Genomic DNA, 23,206 nt, shown 5'->3' on the forward strand with positions numbered 1-23,206 from the left:
GCTTCCGTTTTACTTAAATCCTTTATCCTGATGTTGCGAAAAAATAGTACATCACCATGTCCCAAAAAACCAATATGCCCCGTTGTTCGTTTCAGACCGGGATGATCGCGGTGATCTGCCGTGCCATTATTACTCGCTTCAGCAATATCACCCTCCACGATAACCGTGCCATTGAGTGTAATTTTGATCTTATTGCCCCTGATCTCAATCTCTTCCTGGTTCCACTCCCCTACAGGTTTTAAAAAACCGCGTTTAGCAGGTATTACGCCGTAAACAGAACCGTGGTACTGGTAAGGCTTCAGGTCTTTATAAATATCCGCATCATTGTCAAGAACCTGTATTTCCATCCCTTCATAAGCACCATCTCCGGTTAACGGAGCCCGGATTCCGATGCCATTATTAGCTCCGGGAGTAAGCTTAAATTCGAAGCGATAAATAAAATCACTATACTCATCTTTTGTATAAAGGTTACCATTGCCTCCCCGTTTGGGGTATACGGCTATATTTCCATCTTCTATGATATAGGAGGTTTTATTGCCCACCCACTCGTGCAATGCCGTACCATCAAACAGTATTTTGTATCCTTCCTTTCTTTCCTCAGGGGTAAGCGTATAGGGCTCAGGACGCGGGATATCACGAATATATATATCCCTGTACGCTACGTAGGTGCCGTGCGCCTGCAGTTCTATCTGCTCCCGGGGGAAAATAGGAAGATTGCGATCCCAGTAATTCTCAAGCGGCACTTTATCCACTACCAATTGCCCGTTCAGGTAAACTGTAACCTGGTCGCCTACCATGGTAATATGGAATGTATTCCAGTCGCCAATGGCATTATCAGCCAGCCTGGATGGTTTGCTCTCATTTTTCTGGTTATTGTACAATCCCCCTGAACCCACCTGCGCTCCCACATCTACCCTCGAAGTATCCCAAATCTGAACCTGCGGTGTTCCCCGCAGGTATATGCCTGCATCACCATCTTTGGTTATCTTCCAGTCTACATACATTTCAAAATCGCCATATTTTTTTACCGTACACAAGTTTTCACCTTTGCCGGTAAAAACCAGCAAACCATCTTTTACAACCCAGCCTGTACGCATGATTTCATCGGCCTTTTTCTGCTCATCTTCCAGGGTTTTAGCGTCCATTTTTGAACGTTTGATGGGATCGGCAACCAATCCCTTCCAGCCTGTAAGGTCTTTCCCGTTAAATAACGGAACATAGCCTTCGCCTTGCGGCATGGCCGCAAGATGTTTTTGAATGGCTTCCTTTAAATACTGACCTTCATTGCCGCTTCCCAGTACCTGTATGGTCTTTTCCAGTAAACGCCTTACATTATCTCCATAAATGGATTTGTCGGCTAAAGCAATGTCCATTACTGCCAATCCGGCCTGCCGCTGCAAGGCAGGATCATCTAAAAAATTCCCGGCATATAATAATGCAGGAAATGTTTTGCATTTCCCCACCTGGTTCAAAATTTCCTTTTTTTGATCCGCACTGCCGGCAAAATCCATGGCGTTGCGCAACAGAATGAGTTTTTGGTCTCCTGTGTTTTCGGAAATGCTGATCTGTTTTATAAACCCATTTACTGCTTCGGGTGCAACAGCCCCTTTACCTTCCTGTTCCAGTATCTGGTATAACTGCGTGGTAGCCAGCCCGCCTTTCCAGTTCGAAAGTGCAGCAATAACGGCTGCTTTGGTTTGGTCATTGCCGCCGGAAAAAGCATTCAGCACTGTGCTTAGTCCCTTTTTTCCGCCAATACCGGCCAATACATTATAAAAAAGTGATTTTTTTTCTGCCGGAGCCTTTTTTTCCTGGGCTACAATAATGCTGCCTGCCTGTTCCGGATTCTTCATATTGCTTAAAGCGGAAACCAGCAACTCCTGCATATCAGTAACATCGCCCGCAGTTTTTGCAGACAACAGCAACGATGATAATTGAGGAGCCTGAACCGGCGAAACCATCTTTTTTAAAGCCTCCCGTGCTGCTTTGCTCACTATGGTATCGGAGCTGTTAACGAAAGGCATTACATCTTTTACTTTTCCCCGGGCAGCTCTTTCTCCCAGTATTTCTATTAACGCCGCTTTACCGGCTGGGGAGGCAGTTTCCAGTGCTTCACTTACGTCCGGAATCAGTTTATCGCCCTTTACAGATAACAGTGCCGTTTGTACTGCCGCTATTTCTGCCGCATTGCCGTTCTTCAATACATTCAGCAAAGCCGGTAAAGTTTCCTGCCCGCCAATTTTTGCGGCAGCAGTAATAGCAGCCAGGCGAACATCTGCATCGCTGCTTTGCAATGATTGAAGGGCAAGAGGTAAAGCAGTAGACATCGCTTTATCGCCAAACATTTTAAGTATTCCCGCCTGGGCAGCATAATCAGCTTTATTGAAAGTTTTTATCCATTGTGCGGAATTGATTTCATTAAGATAGGGACGGCCATATTTCAATGCAGCAGCCCGGTACTCCGCATTTTTATCTTTCATGGCTTTGGTTAACAGTTCCACGCTGTTTTCACCCTGGATATCCGTTAGTAATTTTAAAGCTGCTGTGCGGGTATGTACCTGATCCGAAGCCTTTTTAAGTAATTTTTTTGCTGCTTTTTCGGCTTCCCCCGTATGCCCATTAGCCACTAATTGATTAAGATATAATAAATAAGAGGCTGTGGCATCTGTTACATCGTAGCTGTAACCGCTTTTAGCAGCAGAGGCATTCAGCAGTTTTAATGAAGAAGGATCGCCAATGCGGGCCAGGGTATATAAAGACACTTTGGCTAAGTTGGGATCATTGCTTTTAACCAGTGCCGAAACCGGTTGTACAGCAGCGGTGGACCGGGTATCGCCAAGCGCCTGAACAAGCGACAATTGTGCGTTACCTGTGGCATTGGACAATGCCTGCAACAAGGCATTATTGGATGCTTCGGTATTAATGCTGGCTAAAGCCCTTGATGCCGCATCGGAAAGCCTTTCATCCTGCAGGTAAGCTTGCAGGTAAGCCACCGCATCATCCTTACCCACATGTTCCATTTGTGTAATGATGAACAATTTCGCTTCCTTATCAGACAGTTTTTGAAGTGCCTCCCCATATGCCTTAATTGCCATCTGGCGCCAGTTTTCTTTACCCGGTTGACTGGCAGAAAATGAAAATCCATTAATGGCATAGTGCAGTTTGGTATGATCGCCCTGCGTATTTAAACGGCTAACCAATTCTGTTAAACCGTCTTCTCCCAGTTTGGCTACTGCTTCTGCATTGGCATTTAATTGTATTGAATCTTCTGCAGGTATTTTTGCCAGCAGATCGGCTATTTTAGTAGTAACCGTACGGTTATCATCGGTTTGTGCAGCAGCCATCTGCACCATACTGAAGCAAAAAAGAAATGTGATTATTATTTGTCGCATGTAAATGAAAATTGTCTTGTTTAATATTTTAATACCTGCTTCTGCAATTCCGGTACGTTTTGAAAACTTCGCGAAATAGCTTTCAACTTTTTAGCGCAGTAATACTTTACGTGTAGTACTCCGCATTTTACATAAACCAGGGTTCACGTAAAGGTGGATTGAGCAGGCGGTTCGCTCCTTCGTCATTAATAAATTCCTGCTTTACCGGATCATATTTTAACGAACGACCTAACTGGAGGGCAATTTTACCCAAATTCACTATTGTAGCCGAACGATGGCCATTGGATTCATTCAATGCGAATTTTTTTCTATTCTTCACGGCATCCACAAAATCGGTTACCTGCGGCAAAGGATCGGGGAATGCGGCCAGCTTTCTTTCCAGTTCGGGAATATCTGAGCGGAAGCCCGGGTATAACTTTCCTTTGGGACCTTCAATATAGGCTGCATTTTCCTCCGTGCCGGCCCCGTCTAAGATAATCTGGCATCCGTCTTCGTAGGTATAACTAATTTTGCGCCAGGTGCCCACTGCATCATCGTGCTGCTGCGGAGCATCCACCTCTATCTGCACCGGGCTTGTATCGTCTTTACCCAGAAAATACTGAACAGGATCTATATAGTGCTGCCCCATATCGCCCAGTCCGCCTCCATCATAATCCCAGTAACCGCGAAAAGTAGTGTGTACGCGATGCGGATTATAAGGTTTATAAGGAGCTGGTCCGAGCCACCTGTCATAATCCAGTTCTTTTGGTATGGGTTCCGGCTCCAGGTGCGTTTTGCCTACCCAGTAAAATTTCCAGTCGAAGCCGGTATGCCTGCTTACCGTAACTTTTAAGGGCCAACCCAGCAACCCGCTTTCTACTAATTTTTTAATGGGTTTTACTGTAGTGCCCATTCCATAAAAATTATCTGAAAAGCGGAACCAGGTATTCAAACGAAATATTCGACCATGCTGCTGCACTGCTTCCACCAGGCGTTTGCCTTCTCCAATGGTGCGCGTCATGGGTTTTTCACACCAAATGTCTTTACCGGCGCGTGCCGCATCGGCGGCAATAATACCGTGCCAGTGGGGAGGGGTAGCAATATGCACAATGTCTACTTCAGGCAGTGTAATCAGTTCCCGGTAATCCCTGAAGGTTTTTACACCCTTTCCACCGCCCAGCGCATCTAAGGCCAGTTGAATATGCCGTGTATCTACATCGCAAACAGCTACTGTTTTTGTACCTGCATATGCAAAATGCCCACGGCCCATGCCCCCTACACCTATTACAGCTTTTGTAAGTGTATCGCTCGGCGCCAGGTAACCGGTGCCGCCTAAAACATGCCTGGGAACAATGGTAAATGCCGCTAAGGCGCCTATTGAATTTTTCAGAAACAGGCGCCTCGAATTTTTTTGTTTTGACTTCATATTGATGATGAAAAATTTTACTGAGGAAAGTTCTAAAGTACTAATTATTATATTAAAACAGGTGCACAAACGTTTGCTTAAATATAAGACAGGGGGAGTTATGACATTCAGATAGCATTTCCGGTAATTCTAAAAAAATTTATAGCCTGCGGAATACACAAGGCTACATCAGGCTTTTATACTCCTGCTTTATAGCTAACTCACGACTACTTTTCACTTTCCAGTTTATATGCTTTTATTTCACTTTGGTTCATACCGAACAACCAGTTACCATTGACCTGCAGCACACTTCTTACATCGCCCCATAACCGAAAACCGGATTTCCATTGCGGTACATATTCAAAATTTCCACTGCCATCACCTTTCAGCAGTACACCATAATTAGCATCATACTTACCAAAGCGCAAACGGGCCTGGTTAATGTTGCCACATAAAAGCAAATCCTGCTTTCCATCCTTATCATAATCCAAAGCATTAATAGTAAATACCGGTGATGCCTGTGCAGGCAAAGGCAGTGGTTTGCCATGAAACCTATTATCACTTCCCATTTCAAAGTAGGTTGTGCTCAGGCAATCGGCTTTTAAATGCCCGGCGTCTTCCAGGTCGCTGCTGCTGAAAATATCATGCAGGGTTTGATCGGCGAAATCTTTATAACTGGTATACCTTGTTCGCATAGTACTCATCTGATCCAGCAATTCGTCTCTTGTAATATAAGGATAGCTTTTGTTCTGTATATAAAAACATAGTATGGGATCAACAGATCCGTTATCGTCAAAATCCTTAAAATACATTTCTGCAGGTTCTTTTTCGCTTACCCTGCACTGTGTATTCAATCCAAGATTACCTGCTATAAGGTCAGGTTTGCCGTCGCCATTCATGTCCTGTACCAATAGCTTGTTCCACCAACCATAGCAGGGCTTTTCAAAATATGTACTGGTTTTATCTTCCAGCTTACCATTGTTATTCACGAATACCATTACCGGCATCCATTCTCCCATAATAACCAGGTCGGGTTTAGTATCGTCATTCATGTCTAACCATGCAGCATCTGTTATCATACCTGCGTATTGTAATGCAGGCGCGATGTTTTTTGTTTGATCGCTGAAACGGCCTTTGCCGTCATTTATAAGTATATAACTCTGTGGTGTTTCGGGGTAACGGCCGGGAATGACCCGGCTTCCTACAAAGGCATCCGGATGGCCATCGCCATTGATATCGCTTATTCGCACGCAACTTTTACTGAAATGCATGGCTGGTAAAGCATCTTCTGATTTTTTGAAATTTCCTTTACCATTATTCAGGTATAGCCTGTCCTGCAGCCGTGTATCGCCCGGAGCAAAGCTGTGATATCCCCCGCTGGCAACATAAAGATCAGTGAATCCGTCGCCATTGGCATCAAAAAAAACAGCATCGGCGTCTTCACTCATTTTGTCCGCTTCAAAAGCAGGTTGCGGCTGCATAACAAATTGCCCGCCTCTTTGTTGCATATATAATACACCCGCCTGTCCCGAAGTACCCCCGGCAAATATATCTTCCAGTCCGTCGCCATTTACATCTGCTTTATTTAAACAGGGGCCAAAAAATGACATTGGATTTATCATCAGGGGTTGCCGTTTAAAGTCGTTTATGTTGCTTTGGGCATGTGCAAATGCAAGGGGCGATTTAATTTCTTTAAATAACGGATCGTCTTTTATTTGAATGCGATAAGATGATGCAGCATCTTTTTCATTGAATGTGATCTGCTGATCCGCTTTTATACCATGCACTATTTGTTCCCTGCCGCTTAACCATACCACCCTGATAGAATCTATATTACTATCATTGCCCAATCCGAAATGCACTACAGCCGTTACAGACGACTGGTAGCCTCTTGCCGGCATTTGCTCCGCATATTGTATTTTCCCTTTATTGTATACGGTAATTTTTGCGCCAAGCCCCTGCGTATTTTGAGCTGCCCCTTCTAATTTAACCTGCAGAAAATGATGCGCATTTTTTTCTGCAGACAGGTTATGATACACAAATGCGGGTTTATTGATGTTATTGATAATTAAATCCAGCGCCCCATCATTATCTAAATCCGCATATACCCCACCGTTACTATTAGAGGGAATATCAAAACCCCATTCGGCACTTACATTGCTGAAGGTAAGATCGCCGTTGTTACGGAACATGTAATTAACAACATCGGACGATGGAATTTGATGCACCAGGTCCAGCACGTTCTGTCGTTTGATATCGCCGCTGTTGTGCTGCACGTAATCGTTCATGTATTTTATAAAATCCATATCGGTATAGTCCCTTGTATAGCCATTCGTTACATACATATCCTTCCATCCGTCGTTATCAAAATCGGCAACGAGCGGCGCCCAGCTCCAGTCTGTATTTGAAATGCCCGACAACTGCCCTGTTTCACTGAATGTGCCATTGCCATTATTTACCTGGAGCATATTGCGCATATACTGATAATAAAAGCCGCTGCGCAGCATGAGGTCGAATTTTTCATAATTATCAGGGGCTACCAGTATTTTTTGCCTGCGGTTATCTTCGGGCAACATATCCAATGTTATAATATCAGGATAAGCATCATTATTAATATCGCTCACGTCATTGCCCATACCAAAATGGGTTGTATGACCCAGTGCAGTTTGCTTTATATCGGTAAAACTGCCGTTCTTGTTATTAATATACAGATAATCGGGAACGCTATAGTCGTTGCAGATATAAATATCCTGCCAGCCATCGCCATTGATATCGGCAATGCCCGCACCCAGTCCGTAGGTTAAAGCAGAATTGCTTATTTTCGATGCTGCTGTTACATTCCTAAATACATTTTTATCATTTTTGAATAATTTTATGCCTATTTCAGGGTCTGTTTGTTTCAGAATGCCGGCTGTACTTGCCTCATCCAAAACCGGCAGGGAACTGGGATTATGATTAAGCAGCAGCATATCCAGGTCGCCATCCTTATCATAATCAAAAAAATATCCCTGGGTGCTGAACGAAGAATCGGCTAATCCATACTGTGCAGCCTGATCAGCAAAAACCGGGATGCCGTCTTTATCTTTCCCCTGGTTGATGAATAGTTGGTTTAATCGTTTTGCCGCAGGCAATCTTCCCGAGTAACAGGCATATATATCTGTTAATCCGTCGCCATTTACATCGGCCATGGTTACGCCTGTTTTCCATGGACCGGCTCTGCCACCCACACCTGCTTTTACAGTAATATCTTCAAATTGCATATTACCCTTGTTGAGGTATAATTTATTTTCAACCGTGTTGCCGGAAAAATAAAGATCCTGCAAACCGTCTCCATTTACGTCGCCTGCTGCTACCCCTCCACCATTGTATATATATTCATACATCAACACATTGAGATTGAGGTTTTCTTCAAGGATGTTACTAAAATGGATATTGGTTTGGTTGGGTGATAACAGCGCAAATAAAGGGTCCGCTTTTTTATTGTCATCTTTTTTTCTGTTGGCAGGTGATGAGCAACTAAATAAACAAGATGCAACAATAAAATATGTTATTGTGGGCAGTATTTTAAATCGCAGCACAGTGCAAAAATTTGAATGAGGGATATGCTTTAAAAAATCTATGCCGGCTTAAGGCCAGCATAGATTTAAAGGTAAGCAATATCAAAATTTAAATAAACAATTAATCGTAGCCGGGGTTTTGAACCAACTTGCCGTTTTTATTGATCTCATCAAGGTTAATTGGTCTGAAGTACATCTTATCCACCCAGGTACGGTCCTCATGGTTCTGATCCACAACGGATGTGTAAGTGTAATCATAAATGGTTTCATCATGTTTGTAGGTGCCATTTAATTCTTTCCCCGGTTTAAATTTACCCAATACGCTGATAAATGTAATTTTACGACCAAGTGTAGTTGGCGCAATCAGCCAGCGACGGGCATCGTGATAACGCTGCTCTTCAAAGGACATTTCTATTCTTCTTTCATTCCTGTAACGGTCTCTCAAAGCAGCACCCGATTCTGTAACAGCAGGCATTCCCGCCCTGAACCGGATTTTATTTAACCAGTCTCTTGCTTCAGGGTCTTCTCCCAATTCAATACAAGCTTCAATATAATTAAATACAGCTTCCGTATAACGGAAAAAAGGCCATGGAAGGTATTGTCTGGTATTATTATCCACTATTCCAGGATCAGGATCAATAAATTTCCTTACATAATAGCCAGTGCGACTTCCATTCCAGTCTTCTATGGTACTGCTACGGGTATCCAATCCATTAAAGTTAACAAGTGTACCTCCAATTTTCAGGTCGTACTGACCTGTCTGAATCTGATTTGCCGGATCAACATTGCCCGATATAAGATCACGTGGTTTCCAGGAAGCGCCGTCATACAGAATACTGGAATATAACCTGGGATCCCTGTTCACGTATGGATGCGCTTTATGCACAGGATTGCTCCATGAAAATTTTGAGCCATCCATCATCTCATAATCATCAACTAATAAACCAATAGGTGTATTGCCCGCCCAGTTATGATAACCATTAGGTCCATTGTATAGCCCCTGATAGCTTCCGCCTTCATCTTTTTCAGGTACAAAATACCTTCCAAAGATTATTTCACTGGCTGCTGACGCGTCTACCCCGGGAGCTTTGCTACCACCGCCCATTGCAATAGACATGTAGTTGTTTTTACCTTCTTCGGCAGAAACGGGAGCATTGAGGTTTAGCTTATATCCTGAACCCGCTGCATCCATAACTGCTTTAGCGGCATCTTTAGCGGCCTGCCAACGGGTATTCCTGTCGCCACTGGTATAACCTAATACTTCAGGAGTGGAAAAGTTTGCAAGTAATGTTGTTTTTGCCTGTAACGTAGGAACATCATGCATATCACTTGCCGCATACAATAAAATTCTTGATTTTAAAGCCAGGGCCGCGTTAGCTGTAGCTCTTCCTTTCGCTATGCTAACGCCATCCAGTAAAGCTACCGCGGAATCGCATTCCTTAACAATAAAGTTCACGCAATCTTCAAAACTGCTCCTGGCGATTGTATAATCTTCGTCCAGCCCATAAGCCTTGTCTACTAATGGAACGCCGCCATAATACCTCACCAACTGTTGGTAATAATAACCTCTTAAAAAATGCGCTTCACCAGACAGCCTGTCTTTCAGGGCCTGGTTATCAAACGTAGCGGTTCTTATATTTTCCAGCGCCACATTGCACGATCGTATTCTGCTATACATGGTTGCCCAATTGTAGGTGCCGCTTACCCAACCGGTATTGGAAGGACTTAAACTTCCCTCATTAACCGTGTTAATGCTTCTCCCCGTATGGGTAAATACGGCTTCATCGGTGAGGGAGGCGAGCATTTGCTCATTAAATCCGCCCGTTTCCAATCCATTGTAAATTTCTGTTACAAACGCCTCGGTAAGCGCGCCGTCTTTCCATACATCCTCAGAAGAAACCTCACCCAGGGGCTTAGTGTTTAAAAAGTCTTTATTACACGCAAAAAGTACAAGTGTAATAATAAATAGGAGTGATATATTATTCAGTCTTCGTGTCATAGTTAATCATTTAAAAGGTTACTCTGAAGCCGAGATTTAAAAGCCTGGCCTGGGGGTAGTACTGACCACTTCCGCTGGTAGATTCAGGGTCCCATATTTTCATTTTATCCCAGGTAATCAGGTTCAGTCCGTTGGCATATACCCTAAAATTGCTGATGCCTACACGCTTGCCTATTTCGGGAGAGAGATTATAACCGATTTCTATATTCTTTAAACGGAGATAATTACTGCTTCTTAACCAGTAGGTATTTGCACCACCCGTTCCGCCGGCATAGTATGTATTACCACGATTAGCTAAACGCGGATCCGTGCTGCTTGGATTTTCAATAGACCAGCGATGATCATAAGAATATTGCAGGTAATTACCTATATCGCCCGATTCGGTACCAAAGAACAATAAGCCACCGGTAGCACCCTGGAACAGGATAGACAAATCAAAGTTTTTGTATCCTATATTAATATTAATACCTCCCGTAAAAGTGGGGTCACGGTTTTTGTCCATTCTTATTCTGTCGTTTGCATTAATTGTATCATTTCCATCTACGTCAACAAATTTCATATCACCGGGTCTTAAATTAGTTCCACCAATTGGTGAGTAATTAATGGTATTGGCATCAATATCTTTCTGGTCTTTAAAAACACCATCATACTGCAAAGCCAGGAAAGCATAACCATTGCTGCCTATAGAGTGACCTGTTGATCTTTGCCATGCCGGACCACTTGGTGGTTCATCCCAAAATATCACCTTGTTTTTAGCATACCCGCCATTTATACTCACACTGTAGGTGAAATCTCCTGCCTGACCGTTATAGCCGACCTTGAATTCCCAGCCTTTGTTGTCAACCTTACCCAGATTTACAGGCGGTAAAAGAGAAGATATACCCGAACTGGAGGGTGTGGAACCCTGCTTTTGAATAGATATCTGATCGCGTTTGTTATAAAAGTAATCGAATTCAAAATTGATCTTATTATTCCATAAAGTGCCTTCCAGTCCCACATTCAAATTGTTAGCTACTTCCCAGGTAAAATCGTAATTGGGTACACGCCTTTCATAAATAGCTTTTGCCAGTTGGTCATCAATAATATAGGTCCTGTCGAATCCATAAGTAGCCAGGTACTGATATTCCTGTAATGCGCCATTAAAATATACCTGGTCGTTACCCATTTGTCCATAAGACGCCCTGAGCTTTAAACTATTGATAATATTTACATTATCCTTAAAGAAATTCTCTTCAGAAATTCTCCATCCTGCCAGAATACCAGGGAAAAATCCAAAGCGGCTTTGTTCAGGGAACATATAGGAACCATCGTAGCGCCATAAAAATTCTGCCATGTATTTTTCCTGGAAATTATAGCCCACGCGGCCAAAATAACTTAGTCTGGCCCGCTGATAACCTCCGCCACCATTGTTCTTTTCGGCATCACCGCCGGCAAACATCTGGTCTACCGCATTGGAGATGAAATACCGCCTGTAGGCATTAAATGTTTCACCATTTACTGTTTCACGGTTTATACCGGCAAGAAAATTAAAAGTGTGATCGCCAAATGTTCTGTCGTAATTCAACAACGCACCCAATAAGATATTCAGGCTGGTTTCACTGTTCTGTCTGAGCCGGGGATCGGTAAAAGTAGAACGTAATTCTTTCGTTAACTGAGGAGTCACGCCATCCGTCTCATAGGATACTCTGTCCCAGGAGTACAAATACCAGGGTGTTTCCCACCTTTTCCCTTCATACATGTATTTGTCAAGTGCGGCGGTGCCGGTTATTTTTAAACCCTGCACGCCTGGAATGTCAATTTCTACTTTTCCGTTGGTTTGAAAATAATCCCTTTTGTCCTTATCATAACCGGTAACATTGGTAGTAATCACAATAGGATTTTCCCCGTTTTCAATATCCCGGCCGGGTAAACCATTGGGCCATATTTCGGGTTCATTGGGTTTACCACGCATCAACATCCTGAAAATAGCTCCCGCACCCTTTGTAGGGAAAAAGCGGAACTCTTCCCTTGCGTTAACACCAATACTTGCCCTGATATATTTATTGATATTGGCATCTAAGTTAAAACGCAGATCGTATTGCTTATAACCTGTTGCGGAATTTTTATAATACCCATCCTGATTTTGATAGCCGAGGGAAGCAAAATATTTTACATTTTCAGAACCGCCATTTACCTGCACATTATGCTTTTGTTGCGGCGACCATTTTTTTAATGCATCGCCAAACCAGTCGGTATTGGGATGTCCCCAGGGATCTGAGCCATCTTTATATTTCTGCATGTCTTCGGGAGCAAAGCCAGCGGGTGATTTTACTTCAGCCCCGTTATCGGTACGGGTGTACGTTCCCGTGGTGGTCAATGCCTGCCAGGCTGCATCCCACTGGTCGGCGGGCACATTCTCGAATATCTGAGATTCATTGCGAATGGTTCCATATTCAACTGCGTCCGACATTTCGGGGATACGGGTAGGTTGTGCCCATCCCTGGTTAAAATCGTAAGATAAACGTGGTTTGCCAGACTTACCATGTTTAGTAGTAATTAAGATAACCCCGTTTGCGGCTCTCGCTCCATAGATTGCAGCAGAGGCGTCTTTCAATACAGACATGCTTTCTATATCAGCAGGATTAATACGATCCAAACCGCCCGAACGTTCCGGAACACCATCTATTACAATAAGCGCTGAACTGTTCCCTAATGTGTTGGTGCCGCGTATACGGATGGTTGACCCATCGTAGCCAGGCTCACCACTTCCATTCATAGCGGTTATACCAGGCAGGCGCCCGGCTAGTGAGTTAGAAAGGTTCACTGCAGGTGATTTCTGCAATTCAGAACCTTTAACCTGGGCCACAGCCCCCGTAACAGTAACCTTTTTTTGCGTACCATAGCCTACTACAACAACCGCATCCAGTTCACTTGATTCGCCTGCCAGAAGCACGACATCAATATTGGTTTGATTGCCTACGGTTATTTCTTTGGTTTGATGACCAATAGCCGAAATGACCAGCACAGAGCGGGTATTAGGTACATTAATACTAAATGTGCCGTTTTCGCCCGTGGTAACACCAGTTGTTGTGCCTTTTATAAGTATGCTGGCATTGGGCATGGGCTCGGCCATGTTGTTGGTAACTTTGCCTTTAACAGCAATGGCTTGTGCAAAGCCGCCCGCGCTAACAAAAAGAAACGCCATTGTTAGTGCAAAAGCATGCTTTACTTTCTGAAGCAGAAAATGTTGCATCATGTTTTGGTTTTTTGAAGTCTGTAATTATACAAATTTTAAGAATAGCATAGGTGAGCTCATACCGGGCCTGTACATTTAACCGATTAAATTATACAGGTACAGGTAAATAATAACTAAGAGGATAATAACAGGAGGAAGTGTTTCATATAACAATCAGTTTTGGAGTTAAAAAATACAATCGTTCAATATAAAGCAAGCCACTTTCAAATGCGGTTCAACAATGAAATTTCATGATATACAAGATAACTTCACATATTAAACTATGTTAAAAATAGTTAAAATTTAATACAAAAGTGTTTTTTTGACATTTTATTTTAAAGCGCCGTTTTTGTTTGGCTGAGCCTATAAAAATTGTGGATTTACAGCAAACAATAAGATGCTATTTTTTAACCAGTTGCTGAATAAGCGTATTTGAATACTTTTCTATAAACTGAACGACATTGGGGTATTGCAAAAACTCATCTCTTTCATGCATTGTAGTAAGTACTATACTTTGCATACCTGCATTCAATGCAGCTTCTACTCCTTTGGGCGCATCCTCGAACACAAAGCAGTGCTGAGGCGCTGTCTGCAGCAGCGCAGCCGCTTTTAAATAGGTCTCGGGATCAGGCTTGCTCCGTTCCACATCATTTGCACTTACAATGGCAGAAAAATATTTCCGCAGGTGAAGATTGTCTAAAACAAAATCAATGTTAAATGGTATGGCTGCAGAACCTATGGCCATGGGTATATGTCTTTGGCGGGCAGCTTCAAGGAAGTCGCCTAATCCTTCAATAAGCTTTAAATGCGGCAGGTATGCCGCCTGGTATTTTTTTTCTTTTTCAAGCGATAAACGATCTGCCTCTTCCACAGAAAAATGACCTTTGCCAAATATGCGGTCCATTACCTCGCTGTTTTTTCCGTACATCTGCACTTTTACCTGTTCTTCACTTAAAGCAGCTCCCAGTTCATCATTCAATAAATGATACCATGCTTTTACATGAAACGCCATATCATCTATCATCGTGCCGTTCAAATCAAAAATAAAAGCCTTAAAGGGTTTGTTCATTGCTACTATTTTGCATGTAAGCTTGTGGAAATATATATCCGAAAAGCAAAAATCGGACTTCCACGCCATAAAAATTATTATTTTCATGTTGTACATTTTGCTTTTATACTAAATTCACAGATCAGTCTGCCGCCCATGATATCCCGTTATTCCAAAGAAACCCGCGTACTTGTAGCCATTGATTGCATCATTTTTGGCTTCGATGGTAACGGTATTAAATTACTTCTTGTGCAAAGAGGACTGGAACCCGAAAAAGGGAAATGGAGCCTGATGGGTGGATTTGTACGTCCGGAAGAAAGTTTGGAACATGCTTCCAACCGCATTCTAAAAAAATTAACCGGGCTGGAAGATGTGTACATGGAACAGTTGCTCGTGTTTGGCGCACCAGACCGCGACCCCGTTGAAAGAACACTTTCTATTGCTTATTTCGCATTAATTGATATTCTCAAATATGAAAAGCAACTCAGTGATGAATACCATGCAGAATGGTTTCTGCTTAAGGATATGCCAACCCTTATTTTTGACCATACTGAAATGGTAGCACTGGCAAAAAAGCAGCTTCGTTATAAGGCCGCAATGCATCCAGTTCTATTTGAACTTTTACCGGAAAAATTCACTATCCCACAACTCCAGTCGCTATATGAAGCGGTTTATGACACGGATTTTGATAACCGCAATTTCAGCCGTAAAGTATTATCTACCGGGCTATTGGTTAAACAAAAAGAAAAAGACAAAAAAAATTCAAAAAAGGGAGCTTTTTATTTTAAACTGAACAAACGTAAATACACTGATCATTTTAAAGCTTTCCTTAATTTCATTCCTAATCCGGAAAAACTTTTAAATGGATTTTAATACATATTTTTTTTATTAATACTTACTCGTGCTCATTTACAGGCTCGAAATTAAATTTGTCTAAAATATCCACCTTCAAGACATTTTAGGTTTTTAGTGACTCGTATTTCCTGTAAATTTGTAGAAGTGAACGGGTCGTTTCCTATGAACTTCAAACATCCAATGACAGACCGGTTCTTCTAACACCATTATTTTCTAGCGTACTACAACCTCATTAGTATTTCTAATACCCATTAATTCTGCATTGATCAGATTTAAAATTTGAAATGTTATGTATTCGTATGCTTTGCTGGAAAAAGAATGTTATTATCTTATTGAAGAAAAAGAAGGGTCTCCCATTATCCTTATTAAGATAATGCTCGAATCCGATCACTGCCTGTTTGTAACGCGATATGGCGAAACCGAAGTGACGGGTTGGAAACGAAAATCAGATCCTATTTTTGAGATCATTGAACTGCTGGATGACAAAGCAGTGAAAGAGTGGGAATCGTCGTACTACAGCAACGAAGACGCGTATTATGAAGATGAGGATTAACCCATTAGAATCTGCTGTTTCAAATTTTCGCTGCGCTTATTGCCTTAGAATGAAAGGAAAAGCAGCGCAAAAGTTTGAGATGCGCATTTAAGATTGTAAACAAAATAATAACTTGAGCCATTGTAATATTTTTTATACAATGGCTTTTCCTTTTTTACAACTTAAGCAAGTAACTGTTCGGCTCAACAGCAGAACAATTATTGACCACATTGAACTTGTTATACAAAGCAGTGAGCAATGGGCTATAACGGGGCCATCGGGAAGCGGGAAAACAACCCTGGCGCATGCGCTCGCCGGCATGCATTATTATTCGGGTAGCATTATTTTTAACGGTCAAACAGGCCAGCGTCCACCTATAGCGGTAGTTGAACAACAGCATCATTTTAAAAACCTTTCCAGCACATCCGATTTTTATTACCAGCAGCGATATAATGCATCGGACGCAGAAAACACGATAACAGTTGCCGAAAGACTGAACCTCGGCAATCACCCGCATGCAAAACTTTCTTCAGGAATTGCATTAACAGAATTGCCCGGGCTGGTGCATATACAACATATAATGCAGGAACCATTGATACAATTATCAAATGGCGAAAATAAAAGACTGCAAATTGCTATAGCAATATTGAGCGAACCTCAACTGCTGATCCTGGATAATCCTTTTGTGGGGTTGGATACAGAAGGCAGGTTAATGCTTAATGGTATCATTAATACATTAAGCAATGCAGGCGTAAAAATAATATTAATCACCTCCGCTACTGAAATACCGCATTGTATAACACATGTTGCCACAATAGAAAAAGGAAGATTAATATCGTCGCTTCCCAAAAAAGATTTCAGCCCAGACAAACATGTTCACCCAACAGGCTTTCACATTAATCAAACCATTTTACAAACATTACATCAATCATTAGAAAGTAATTTTGAATATGCTGTAAAAATGGTGAATGTAAATGTGCAGTATGGTGACAGAAGTATTTTAAAAAACATTAGCTGGGAGGTGAAAAAAGGAGAGCACTGGAGTATATCGGGACCGAATGGCGCAGGCAAATCCACATTATTGAGCTTAATAACAGGGGATAATACGAAAGCCTACGCCAATGAAATTTATCTGTTTGACAAGCGCAGGGGCAGCGGTGAAAGCATTTGGGATATTAAAAAAAAGATCGGCTATGTGTCGCCTGAAATGCATGTATATTTTGATTATACAGCCACCTGTTTTGAAACTGTGGCGTCCGGGCTGTTTGATTCCATTGGCTTGTTCAGAGCCTTAACAGCAGCACAGCGCGACCAGGTAAAGCAATGGGTTGCGTTATTTCATTTAGAAGCCGTTCAAAATAAATTGCTATCGCTGCTTTCTGCAGGAGAACAACGGCTTGTTTTATTGGCCCGCGCACTGGTAAAAAACCCTCCTTTGCTGATATTGGATGAACCCTGCCAGGGATTAGACCAGGAACATGTTCAGCAATTCCGTTTAATCATTGACGATATATGCCGGATGTTTGATACTACCTTGCTGTATGTAAGCCACTATAAAGAAGAGATACCCGAATGTGTAACACATTTTATGCAGATAGAAGAAGGCGAAGCAGTTTTTACGGTGGTTGAAGCGCAAACGCCATTCCTTTATAAATAGTATTGCCGGAATCATAATCCGGAACCATATTCCAACGATCGCAACCAATGTAATTAGTGCACTCTTCTATTGACATATGATAATGTTAAGTTAAGCAAATGATGTCTGTATGTTATTGTGAAAAGTGAGAGCCCGCCCCCGTCCGACCGGCTTCATCCTGGCGGGGCTGAATGCCCCGCCTGAATGGTTCTTTCGGGCTGGCATCCGGACGGGGATAAAGGTGAAAGAATTGTTTCACTTCTCACATTTTACGTTTGACATACCAATATTTATTTCCAAAAATAGCAGCAAAGCAAAATGGCTAATCGGAATATTATGTACTAAGATCGAAGGAAAGCCTATGTGCGGCGAATAGATTATGCAGGGACTGAAACATTGATCATCTTTGTATTGTCAACGTTGAATATATAAAATCCTTCCTCTGAAAGACCAGCTCTGAAAAATAACCGTTCATTAATTCCTGATCCAATCTTATGAAATAAGCTGGCTGCTGCCGAAAGCCCATAAAATTAATTCCATATCCTCCCGAAAAACAGGAACCTTTGAAAACCGTCATTTCCATTTCTATGAAAGCCGCAAGCTTCCTGTGAAACCGCTAAAAGTAAGGAATAACACAGCACCTGCCTGTACACGATGAAAGCATGACCTCTGATGAAAAAATTAGTAAACCGAACATTGTCGTTCGGTTTTTTTTATGAGCAGTACGAACAGAATAAAAAGCAAAAGCCGCTGCCAATCGGCAACAGCTTTTTGATTGAATGACATATTTTATTGCTTAACTAAAAGTTGAACCCTAATCTGAGTCCCAATAAACCTATTTTAGTATCTGAGTCTTTAAGATGGGTAGCTTCATAACGAATGCCTGCTTCAAATTTCCCCAGGTTAACACCCACGGAAGGCGCAAAAGTAAACCCGCCGTCTTTTTCTTTAACGATCTCATCGCTTTCGCTAAAAGGATCGGCCGAGTAAAACGTGTAAGCGGCATACCCTGCTTCTCCCATTACAAAGAATCTTTCGGCAAAAATATATTTATAGCCGAGTTTTAATGGGATGTGACTACCTATTTTAATATCTTCTTCACTAACCGATTTGGGCATTACCAGCAGCGCTCCGGGTGTAAAGGTTACATACCCCGGTCCAGCTTTATAAGAGAACCTTAAACTGAGCCCGAATTCGGAGCTGAAAACATCTTTAATATCGGCATCGTACACCAGTGGTCCGCCTTCAAAACCAAAACCAAAGCTGAATGTCTTGCCGTCTTTCTGTGCATAAACCTGGCTAACACACAGCGTTGATAAAGCAATAACAAAGAGTAGAATTACTTTTTTCATAGAATGATTTACTACATAACGGTTGTGCAGCAGGAAGATTGTGCAAACAGGGGATAGCTGCAGGGGTCTAATGTGTAGTTTTAAGCCCGGATAGAAAGATGATTACTTTTTCTTCAAAGCATAATTTAAGGAGGATTGTATCCTGTTTTGTTCTTTATCCAGCATCACAATGGTTGCTTCGTCTTCCTTTAAATAGTATTTAGATTCATCCGGACTGTCATAATTCAAAAAAAACACGGTTGCTTCCTTATCTGTTTTTATCCCTTTTAATACATCCCACTTGCCTTTGCTGGTAAATGTAGTGTCGCCTGTGTTTATACCCAGGTAAGTTTCCGTCAGAATATAACTGTTATTATCTGCATTGGCCACATCCTGATATAGTGTTAATTCAGTTTTTACTCCTTCGCAATCTGCGCACGGTAATACGCCTTCAAACACGCCAATAAGCATTCGTGTAGCATCTGGTTCGCCGGGGATTTTAGTTTTTACAGCGAGAGCGGAATCTATATTGGGATTTGTGGCGGGCGTGCTATCAGGACGACTATTGCATGCAATAAACAACATTATAATACAAACAGGCAGCAATATTTCTTTCATATTTACTTATCTTTTACTAAAGATAAAAAAACTAAGCAGATCCGCAGGTACTGCATAAAATATTTTGAAAAAATTATGCGAAATAATGCTTTTCTTTTTGAGGGTAAAATTTCCATTTTACTTCACCGATATGCGTATGCGCTTTAATACTGCTGCCATTATAGAATTTAAAAAACTGGTAATTCTCATGCCCTGATCTTGATTGTATAACAGATTGATCTTCGGAGTCAATATATACATCTCCGGAAATAACCTCCAGTGTTGCTTCTTCACGTACAAAAAGTTCATCAAGATGAGAATGAACATTGCCTAACCAATTTTTTGTTTTCAGTCTTTTGTATGATCCTAATACGAACAGGTTACCCGCAACCTGGCGAAAATGCACAACACTTTCGTCTGGCACATAAATTTTTATTTTAATGGTATCACTTTTGGCTAATATAGCCGGAAACAATTGATTTGATATCGTTATGTAATCGTCTGCGAACATCAGTTCAGGAACAATGTCCATATTGCTGATGGCTCCGGCATCAATTTTAACACTAAGTTCCGGATGAGTGTACAATTCAAAGCATCCGTTCCACACCCTGACATCAACGGGGATATGTTTGATTAAATTAATTTGTTGAATACTTTTTTTCATTTTGAATCATTTTAATATTTATAATCCCAGCACCTGCTTTAATTTCAGGTACCCTGCTTTGCTTACCGGCACCTTCAACCCGGTATGCAATACCGCTATATAGTTTTCTTTTTCGTAGGGATCAAGGCGGGTAACCTGTTGTATATTTACAATATAAGAACGATGGGTACGTACGAATTGACGGGCATCCAGCAATTGTTCAAAATATTGCATGGTTTTATTTTTCAGGTGCGTGCCTGATGCCGTATGTATTTTTACATAATCGTCTGCGGCTTCAAAGTATTGTATGTCGTGTACCGGTATAATTTTTATTTTTCCATTACTCTTTACCACTATACGGCTGTGCTGAAGCGGGGTTTGAGCAGCCGTTTCCAGCAATGCGGACGAAAATGCCGTACCAGTACTATTAGCCTGCTGTGCCAACCATTTTTGAAGCGCCTTGTCAAACCGCTCCTTACTATAAGGTTTTAGCAGGTAATCTGCGGCATGTGCTTCAAATGCACGGATGGCATATTCATCAAAAGCAGTTGTAAAAATAACAGACGGCGGCTGTTCAATAAGTTCCAGCATTTCAAATCCATTAATCTTAGGCATTTGTATATCCAGGAAAATAAGATCGGGCTGGTGCTGCATAACAGCCTTCACACCTTCAAATCCATCGCGGCATTCTTCCAGCACCTCAATCTGTGCATAGTCCTGCAAATATTCTTTTACTATACTTCTTGCCAATGGTTCATCATCTATAATGAGTACCTTAATCATTGCTGAGGGATTTTTATCTGTGTAATAAAAATATTTCCCGCTGTAGAAGTAATGAGGAGGTCATTCCTTGCGAACAGGAGCGATAATCTTCTCTGTACAGAACGCAACCCAAAACCAGTTCCCTTTCCGGGTTGAGAAATTTCGGGATCGAAAGGGTTTTTTACAGTCACTACAAGCATTTGATTTTCTACAACACAATCAATACCTATGGTAATATCATCTACCGTATCATATAATCCGAACTTAATAGCGTTTTCAACAATGGGCTGAAGCAGCATAGCCGGCAATTGCGCAGATAGCGCAGATGCCTCATTCCTGATTTCTGTTGCTAACCGGTGACCAAACCTTACTTTCTCTATATCCAAATACAATTCAAGATATTGTAACTCTTCTGAAAGCATTACCCACATATGCTCTTCTTTTTTAAGAGTGCTTCTCAAATAGTCTGATAACTGCTGTATCATTTTTCTTGCTTCGGCCGGCTGGCTGATTACAAGAGCGCTGATGGAATTTAAACTGTTGAAAAGAAAATGTGGTTGCAGTTGCTGCCGCAGCTTATACAATTCCGCATCCCGAACAATTTTTTCCGATTCATTTTTTCTTCTTTCCTGTTCTTTTTGTTCTTCGAGGGTATACCACAATACACTGATTAATATTACACATCCCGAAACAAGTATCGCAATAGCAAGCCGTATGGGCATAGACTCACTAAAAGTGCTTACCATAAACGCATCTGCAACATAGGATAGCACCACTTTTGCACAACCCAGCCATAGCAGGGCAAAACCAATACACATCAGAAAAAGATAAGTAAATGACTCTTTACGCGGCAGGTAAAACCTGAGGCTGGTTATAATGAGCAGGGATATTCCGGCAAGGAGGATATTGCAAACAGCACTATCTAACCAGGATGCTTCAAAACTATAGCCCCATTCCTGCAATACCCATGCATGTATGGCAGACCAAATGATCCAGAATATTGTAAAATAAAACCTGTATTTCGTAATGGATAATACTGATGCTGGCACAGTGCTGATTTTATAAGGCCTGCAAAAAATGCCGGAAGCCGTTCAATTGTAAATTGGCGGCTCTTTTATGAACGAGCTCAGTATAAAGATCGCCATTTTCTTTTTCTTCAATCCTGCTGTACAATTCCGCACCATCAATCAATTCCGCTATCCTGTATAATTCAGACACATTAATAAACTGCCATTGTACTAACTTTTCAAATTTGTTATAAAAGCTGTCTTCTTCCTGCTTACCAATAGCAGTAGCTTTTTTAAATGCTTCTGCATCATCAGATGCTACGATCAGTCTTAGCTGTTCATCAAACTGTGCTGTATGATCTCCTTCACCACAAATAATACGGTATACAATTTTTGCGAGGAACCAGTTCATAAATTTTGATTTTGCCGTTAATAACTTTTGATTTCTATGCCGCCAAAAATAGTGGTGCCGTCAAGCACTAATACTTTACCAGGATCGGGGCTGATGCCAGACGGAGACCTTTTGTCTTCGAAGCCGCCGAAAATGGACGTAACCGTTGATTTAATGGTCCAGTGTGCAGGTACAATAAGCTTGGTACCTCCAAAAATCTGTGTAATATCCAGTTTAACCCTGCCCGTTATTTCGGCCTGGGAACAATTGATTTCTGCGCCCCCCATAAAATTGGTAATATCCCCTCCCTTAAAATTTTTGGAAAGAATTACTTTTTTTGAGCTGCCCAATATAGCGGTACTGTCTATAAAATCATCTTCATCTTTTACGTTATATGAAGCGTCACCGGGGGCAGCTTCACCTTGGGGCAAATCCGGATTCTTTGCAAAATCATTCCCATCCCATCCCCACTTTTCCCGCATCCATTTTTTCCTGGAACTGGCGCCAAAAATCATAAATAATCCTATGGAAATAATAACAAATGGCCATATAAAAGGCTTCAGATCGGCTCCCGGAACAACTTTGTCCGCAAGGAAAATACAACCCAATCCAATTAAAATAATCCAGCCAGGGCCGCGAAAACCATGTTTTAAGCCTATAAATATGCCTACCGCAATTAAAATCATAGGCCAGCTCAGCACCCATGAAGGAAAATCAAAAATGGTTTGGCGCAGGATGGCGGCAACGCCCACCAATAGTAAGAACAGTCCTGCCAGTACCGTACCTGTTCTGTTTTCATTATAATGTTTTCTGTTTCGCCGATGATGTCTTCTGCTTCGCATATCAGATATATTTTAC

Annotated in this window: 16 protein-coding genes (1 of these 16 only partly in view); 3 read left to right on the forward strand and 13 right to left on the reverse strand. The window is 41.8% G+C overall.

Annotated elements, in window-relative coordinates:
* From FRX45_RS17970 to FRX45_RS17995, 6 genes are all read right to left on the reverse strand, one after another.
* A protein-coding gene (locus FRX45_RS17970) for a family 16 glycoside hydrolase (protein ID WP_152269859.1) crosses the window boundary here: on the reverse strand, window positions 1-3,392 show its 5' portion. 31 nt of this gene lie to the left of the window's left edge; the window shows 3,392 of its 3,423 coding nt (coding positions 1-3,392); its start codon is at window positions 3,390-3,392; its stop codon lies off the left edge, out of view.
* A gap of 127 nt (window positions 3,393-3,519) precedes the next feature.
* Window positions 3,520-4,797, reverse strand: a complete 1,278-nt coding sequence (locus FRX45_RS17975) for a Gfo/Idh/MocA family oxidoreductase (protein ID WP_152269860.1) — start codon at window positions 4,795-4,797, stop codon at window positions 3,520-3,522.
* Window positions 4,798-5,003: 206 nt separating this feature from the next.
* Window positions 5,004-8,354: a VCBS repeat-containing protein gene (locus FRX45_RS17980; RefSeq protein WP_226805443.1), complete on the reverse strand. Its 3,351-nt coding sequence runs from the start codon at window positions 8,352-8,354 to the stop codon at window positions 5,004-5,006.
* Window positions 8,355-8,454: 100 nt separating this feature from the next.
* Window positions 8,455-10,332, reverse strand: coding sequence for a RagB/SusD family nutrient uptake outer membrane protein (locus FRX45_RS17985; RefSeq protein ID WP_152269861.1), 1,878 nt, complete (start codon window positions 10,330-10,332; stop codon window positions 8,455-8,457).
* Window positions 10,333-10,342: 10 nt separating this feature from the next.
* On the reverse strand, window positions 10,343-13,567 hold the full coding sequence (locus FRX45_RS17990; protein ID WP_317163133.1) for a SusC/RagA family TonB-linked outer membrane protein: 3,225 nt from the start codon (window positions 13,565-13,567) through the stop codon (window positions 10,343-10,345).
* Between the two features lie 379 nt (window positions 13,568-13,946).
* Window positions 13,947-14,615, reverse strand: a complete 669-nt coding sequence (locus FRX45_RS17995; RefSeq protein WP_152269862.1) for an HAD family hydrolase — start codon at window positions 14,613-14,615, stop codon at window positions 13,947-13,949.
* A gap of 135 nt (window positions 14,616-14,750) precedes the next feature.
* On the opposite strand from FRX45_RS17995, the gene FRX45_RS18000 reads away from it, so the two are divergent.
* The 3 genes from FRX45_RS18000 (at window position 14,751) to FRX45_RS18010 (ending at window position 17,638) form a co-directional block, all read left to right on the forward strand.
* Window positions 14,751-15,467, forward strand: a complete 717-nt coding sequence (locus FRX45_RS18000; protein ID WP_317163134.1) for an NUDIX hydrolase — start codon at window positions 14,751-14,753, stop codon at window positions 15,465-15,467.
* Window positions 15,468-15,738: 271 nt separating this feature from the next.
* Entirely contained in the window at window positions 15,739-16,002 is a 264-nt protein-coding gene (locus FRX45_RS18005) for a hypothetical protein (RefSeq protein ID WP_152269863.1), read from the forward strand.
* 139 nt (window positions 16,003-16,141) lie between these two features.
* Window positions 16,142-17,638, forward strand: a complete 1,497-nt coding sequence (locus FRX45_RS18010) for an ATP-binding cassette domain-containing protein (protein ID WP_152269864.1) — start codon at window positions 16,142-16,144, stop codon at window positions 17,636-17,638.
* Window positions 17,639-18,417: 779 nt separating this feature from the next.
* Here FRX45_RS18010 and FRX45_RS18015 read toward each other — a convergent pair.
* From FRX45_RS18015 to FRX45_RS18045, 7 genes are all read right to left on the reverse strand, one after another.
* On the reverse strand, window positions 18,418-18,969 hold the full coding sequence (locus tag FRX45_RS18015; RefSeq protein ID WP_152269865.1) for an outer membrane beta-barrel protein: 552 nt from the start codon (window positions 18,967-18,969) through the stop codon (window positions 18,418-18,420).
* Window positions 18,970-19,071: 102 nt separating this feature from the next.
* Entirely contained in the window at window positions 19,072-19,566 is a 495-nt protein-coding gene (locus tag FRX45_RS18020; RefSeq protein WP_152269866.1) for a copper resistance protein NlpE, read from the reverse strand.
* 73 nt (window positions 19,567-19,639) lie between these two features.
* The gene (locus FRX45_RS18025) at window positions 19,640-20,209 is read right to left on the reverse strand and encodes a hypothetical protein (RefSeq protein WP_152269867.1); all 570 of its coding nucleotides are present in this window, start codon (window positions 20,207-20,209) and stop codon (window positions 19,640-19,642) included.
* Between the two features lie 18 nt (window positions 20,210-20,227).
* A complete protein-coding gene (locus FRX45_RS18030) occupies window positions 20,228-20,971 on the reverse strand; it encodes a LytR/AlgR family response regulator transcription factor (protein WP_152269868.1) in 744 nt (247 codons plus the stop codon).
* Entirely contained in the window at window positions 20,968-21,999 is a 1,032-nt protein-coding gene (locus tag FRX45_RS18035; protein ID WP_152269869.1) for a sensor histidine kinase, read from the reverse strand. The genes FRX45_RS18030 and FRX45_RS18035 overlap by 4 nt, the downstream gene beginning before the upstream one ends.
* A 10-nt stretch (window positions 22,000-22,009) precedes the next feature.
* Entirely contained in the window at window positions 22,010-22,369 is a 360-nt protein-coding gene (locus tag FRX45_RS18040; protein ID WP_152269870.1) for a DUF4288 domain-containing protein, read from the reverse strand.
* A gap of 17 nt (window positions 22,370-22,386) precedes the next feature.
* Window positions 22,387-23,190, reverse strand: coding sequence for a LiaF transmembrane domain-containing protein (locus FRX45_RS18045; RefSeq protein WP_152269871.1), 804 nt, complete (start codon window positions 23,188-23,190; stop codon window positions 22,387-22,389).
* Between the last annotated feature and the right edge of the window lie 16 nt (window positions 23,191-23,206).

It is taken from the genome of Agriterribacter humi, from assembly GCF_009192765.1.
GTDB lineage: Bacteria > Bacteroidota > Bacteroidia > Chitinophagales > Chitinophagaceae > Agriterribacter > Agriterribacter humi.

Coding starts and splice junctions, on each gene's coding strand:
- FRX45_RS17975 (WP_152269860.1), bottom strand. CDS start 4,797: ATGAAGTCAAAACAAAAAAATTCGAGGCGCCTGTTTCTGAAAAATTCA.
- FRX45_RS17985 (WP_152269861.1), bottom strand. CDS start 10,332: ATGACACGAAGACTGAATAATATATCACTCCTATTTATTATTACACTT.
- FRX45_RS17990 (WP_317163133.1), bottom strand. CDS start 13,567: ATGATGCAACATTTTCTGCTTCAGAAAGTAAAGCATGCTTTTGCACTA.
- FRX45_RS17995 (WP_152269862.1), bottom strand. CDS start 14,615: ATGAACAAACCCTTTAAGGCTTTTATTTTTGATTTGAACGGCACGATG.
- FRX45_RS18000 (WP_317163134.1), top strand. CDS start 14,751: ATGATATCCCGTTATTCCAAAGAAACCCGCGTACTTGTAGCCATTGAT.
- FRX45_RS18005 (WP_152269863.1), top strand. CDS start 15,739: ATGTATTCGTATGCTTTGCTGGAAAAAGAATGTTATTATCTTATTGAA.
- FRX45_RS18010 (WP_152269864.1), top strand. CDS start 16,142: ATGGCTTTTCCTTTTTTACAACTTAAGCAAGTAACTGTTCGGCTCAAC.
- FRX45_RS18015 (WP_152269865.1), bottom strand. CDS start 18,969: ATGAAAAAAGTAATTCTACTCTTTGTTATTGCTTTATCAACGCTGTGT.
- FRX45_RS18020 (WP_152269866.1), bottom strand. CDS start 19,566: ATGAAAGAAATATTGCTGCCTGTTTGTATTATAATGTTGTTTATTGCA.
- FRX45_RS18025 (WP_152269867.1), bottom strand. CDS start 20,209: ATGAAAAAAAGTATTCAACAAATTAATTTAATCAAACATATCCCCGTT.
- FRX45_RS18030 (WP_152269868.1), bottom strand. CDS start 20,971: ATGATTAAGGTACTCATTATAGATGATGAACCATTGGCAAGAAGTATA.
- FRX45_RS18040 (WP_152269870.1), bottom strand. CDS start 22,369: ATGAACTGGTTCCTCGCAAAAATTGTATACCGTATTATTTGTGGTGAA.
- FRX45_RS18045 (WP_152269871.1), bottom strand. CDS start 23,190: ATGCGAAGCAGAAGACATCATCGGCGAAACAGAAAACATTATAATGAA.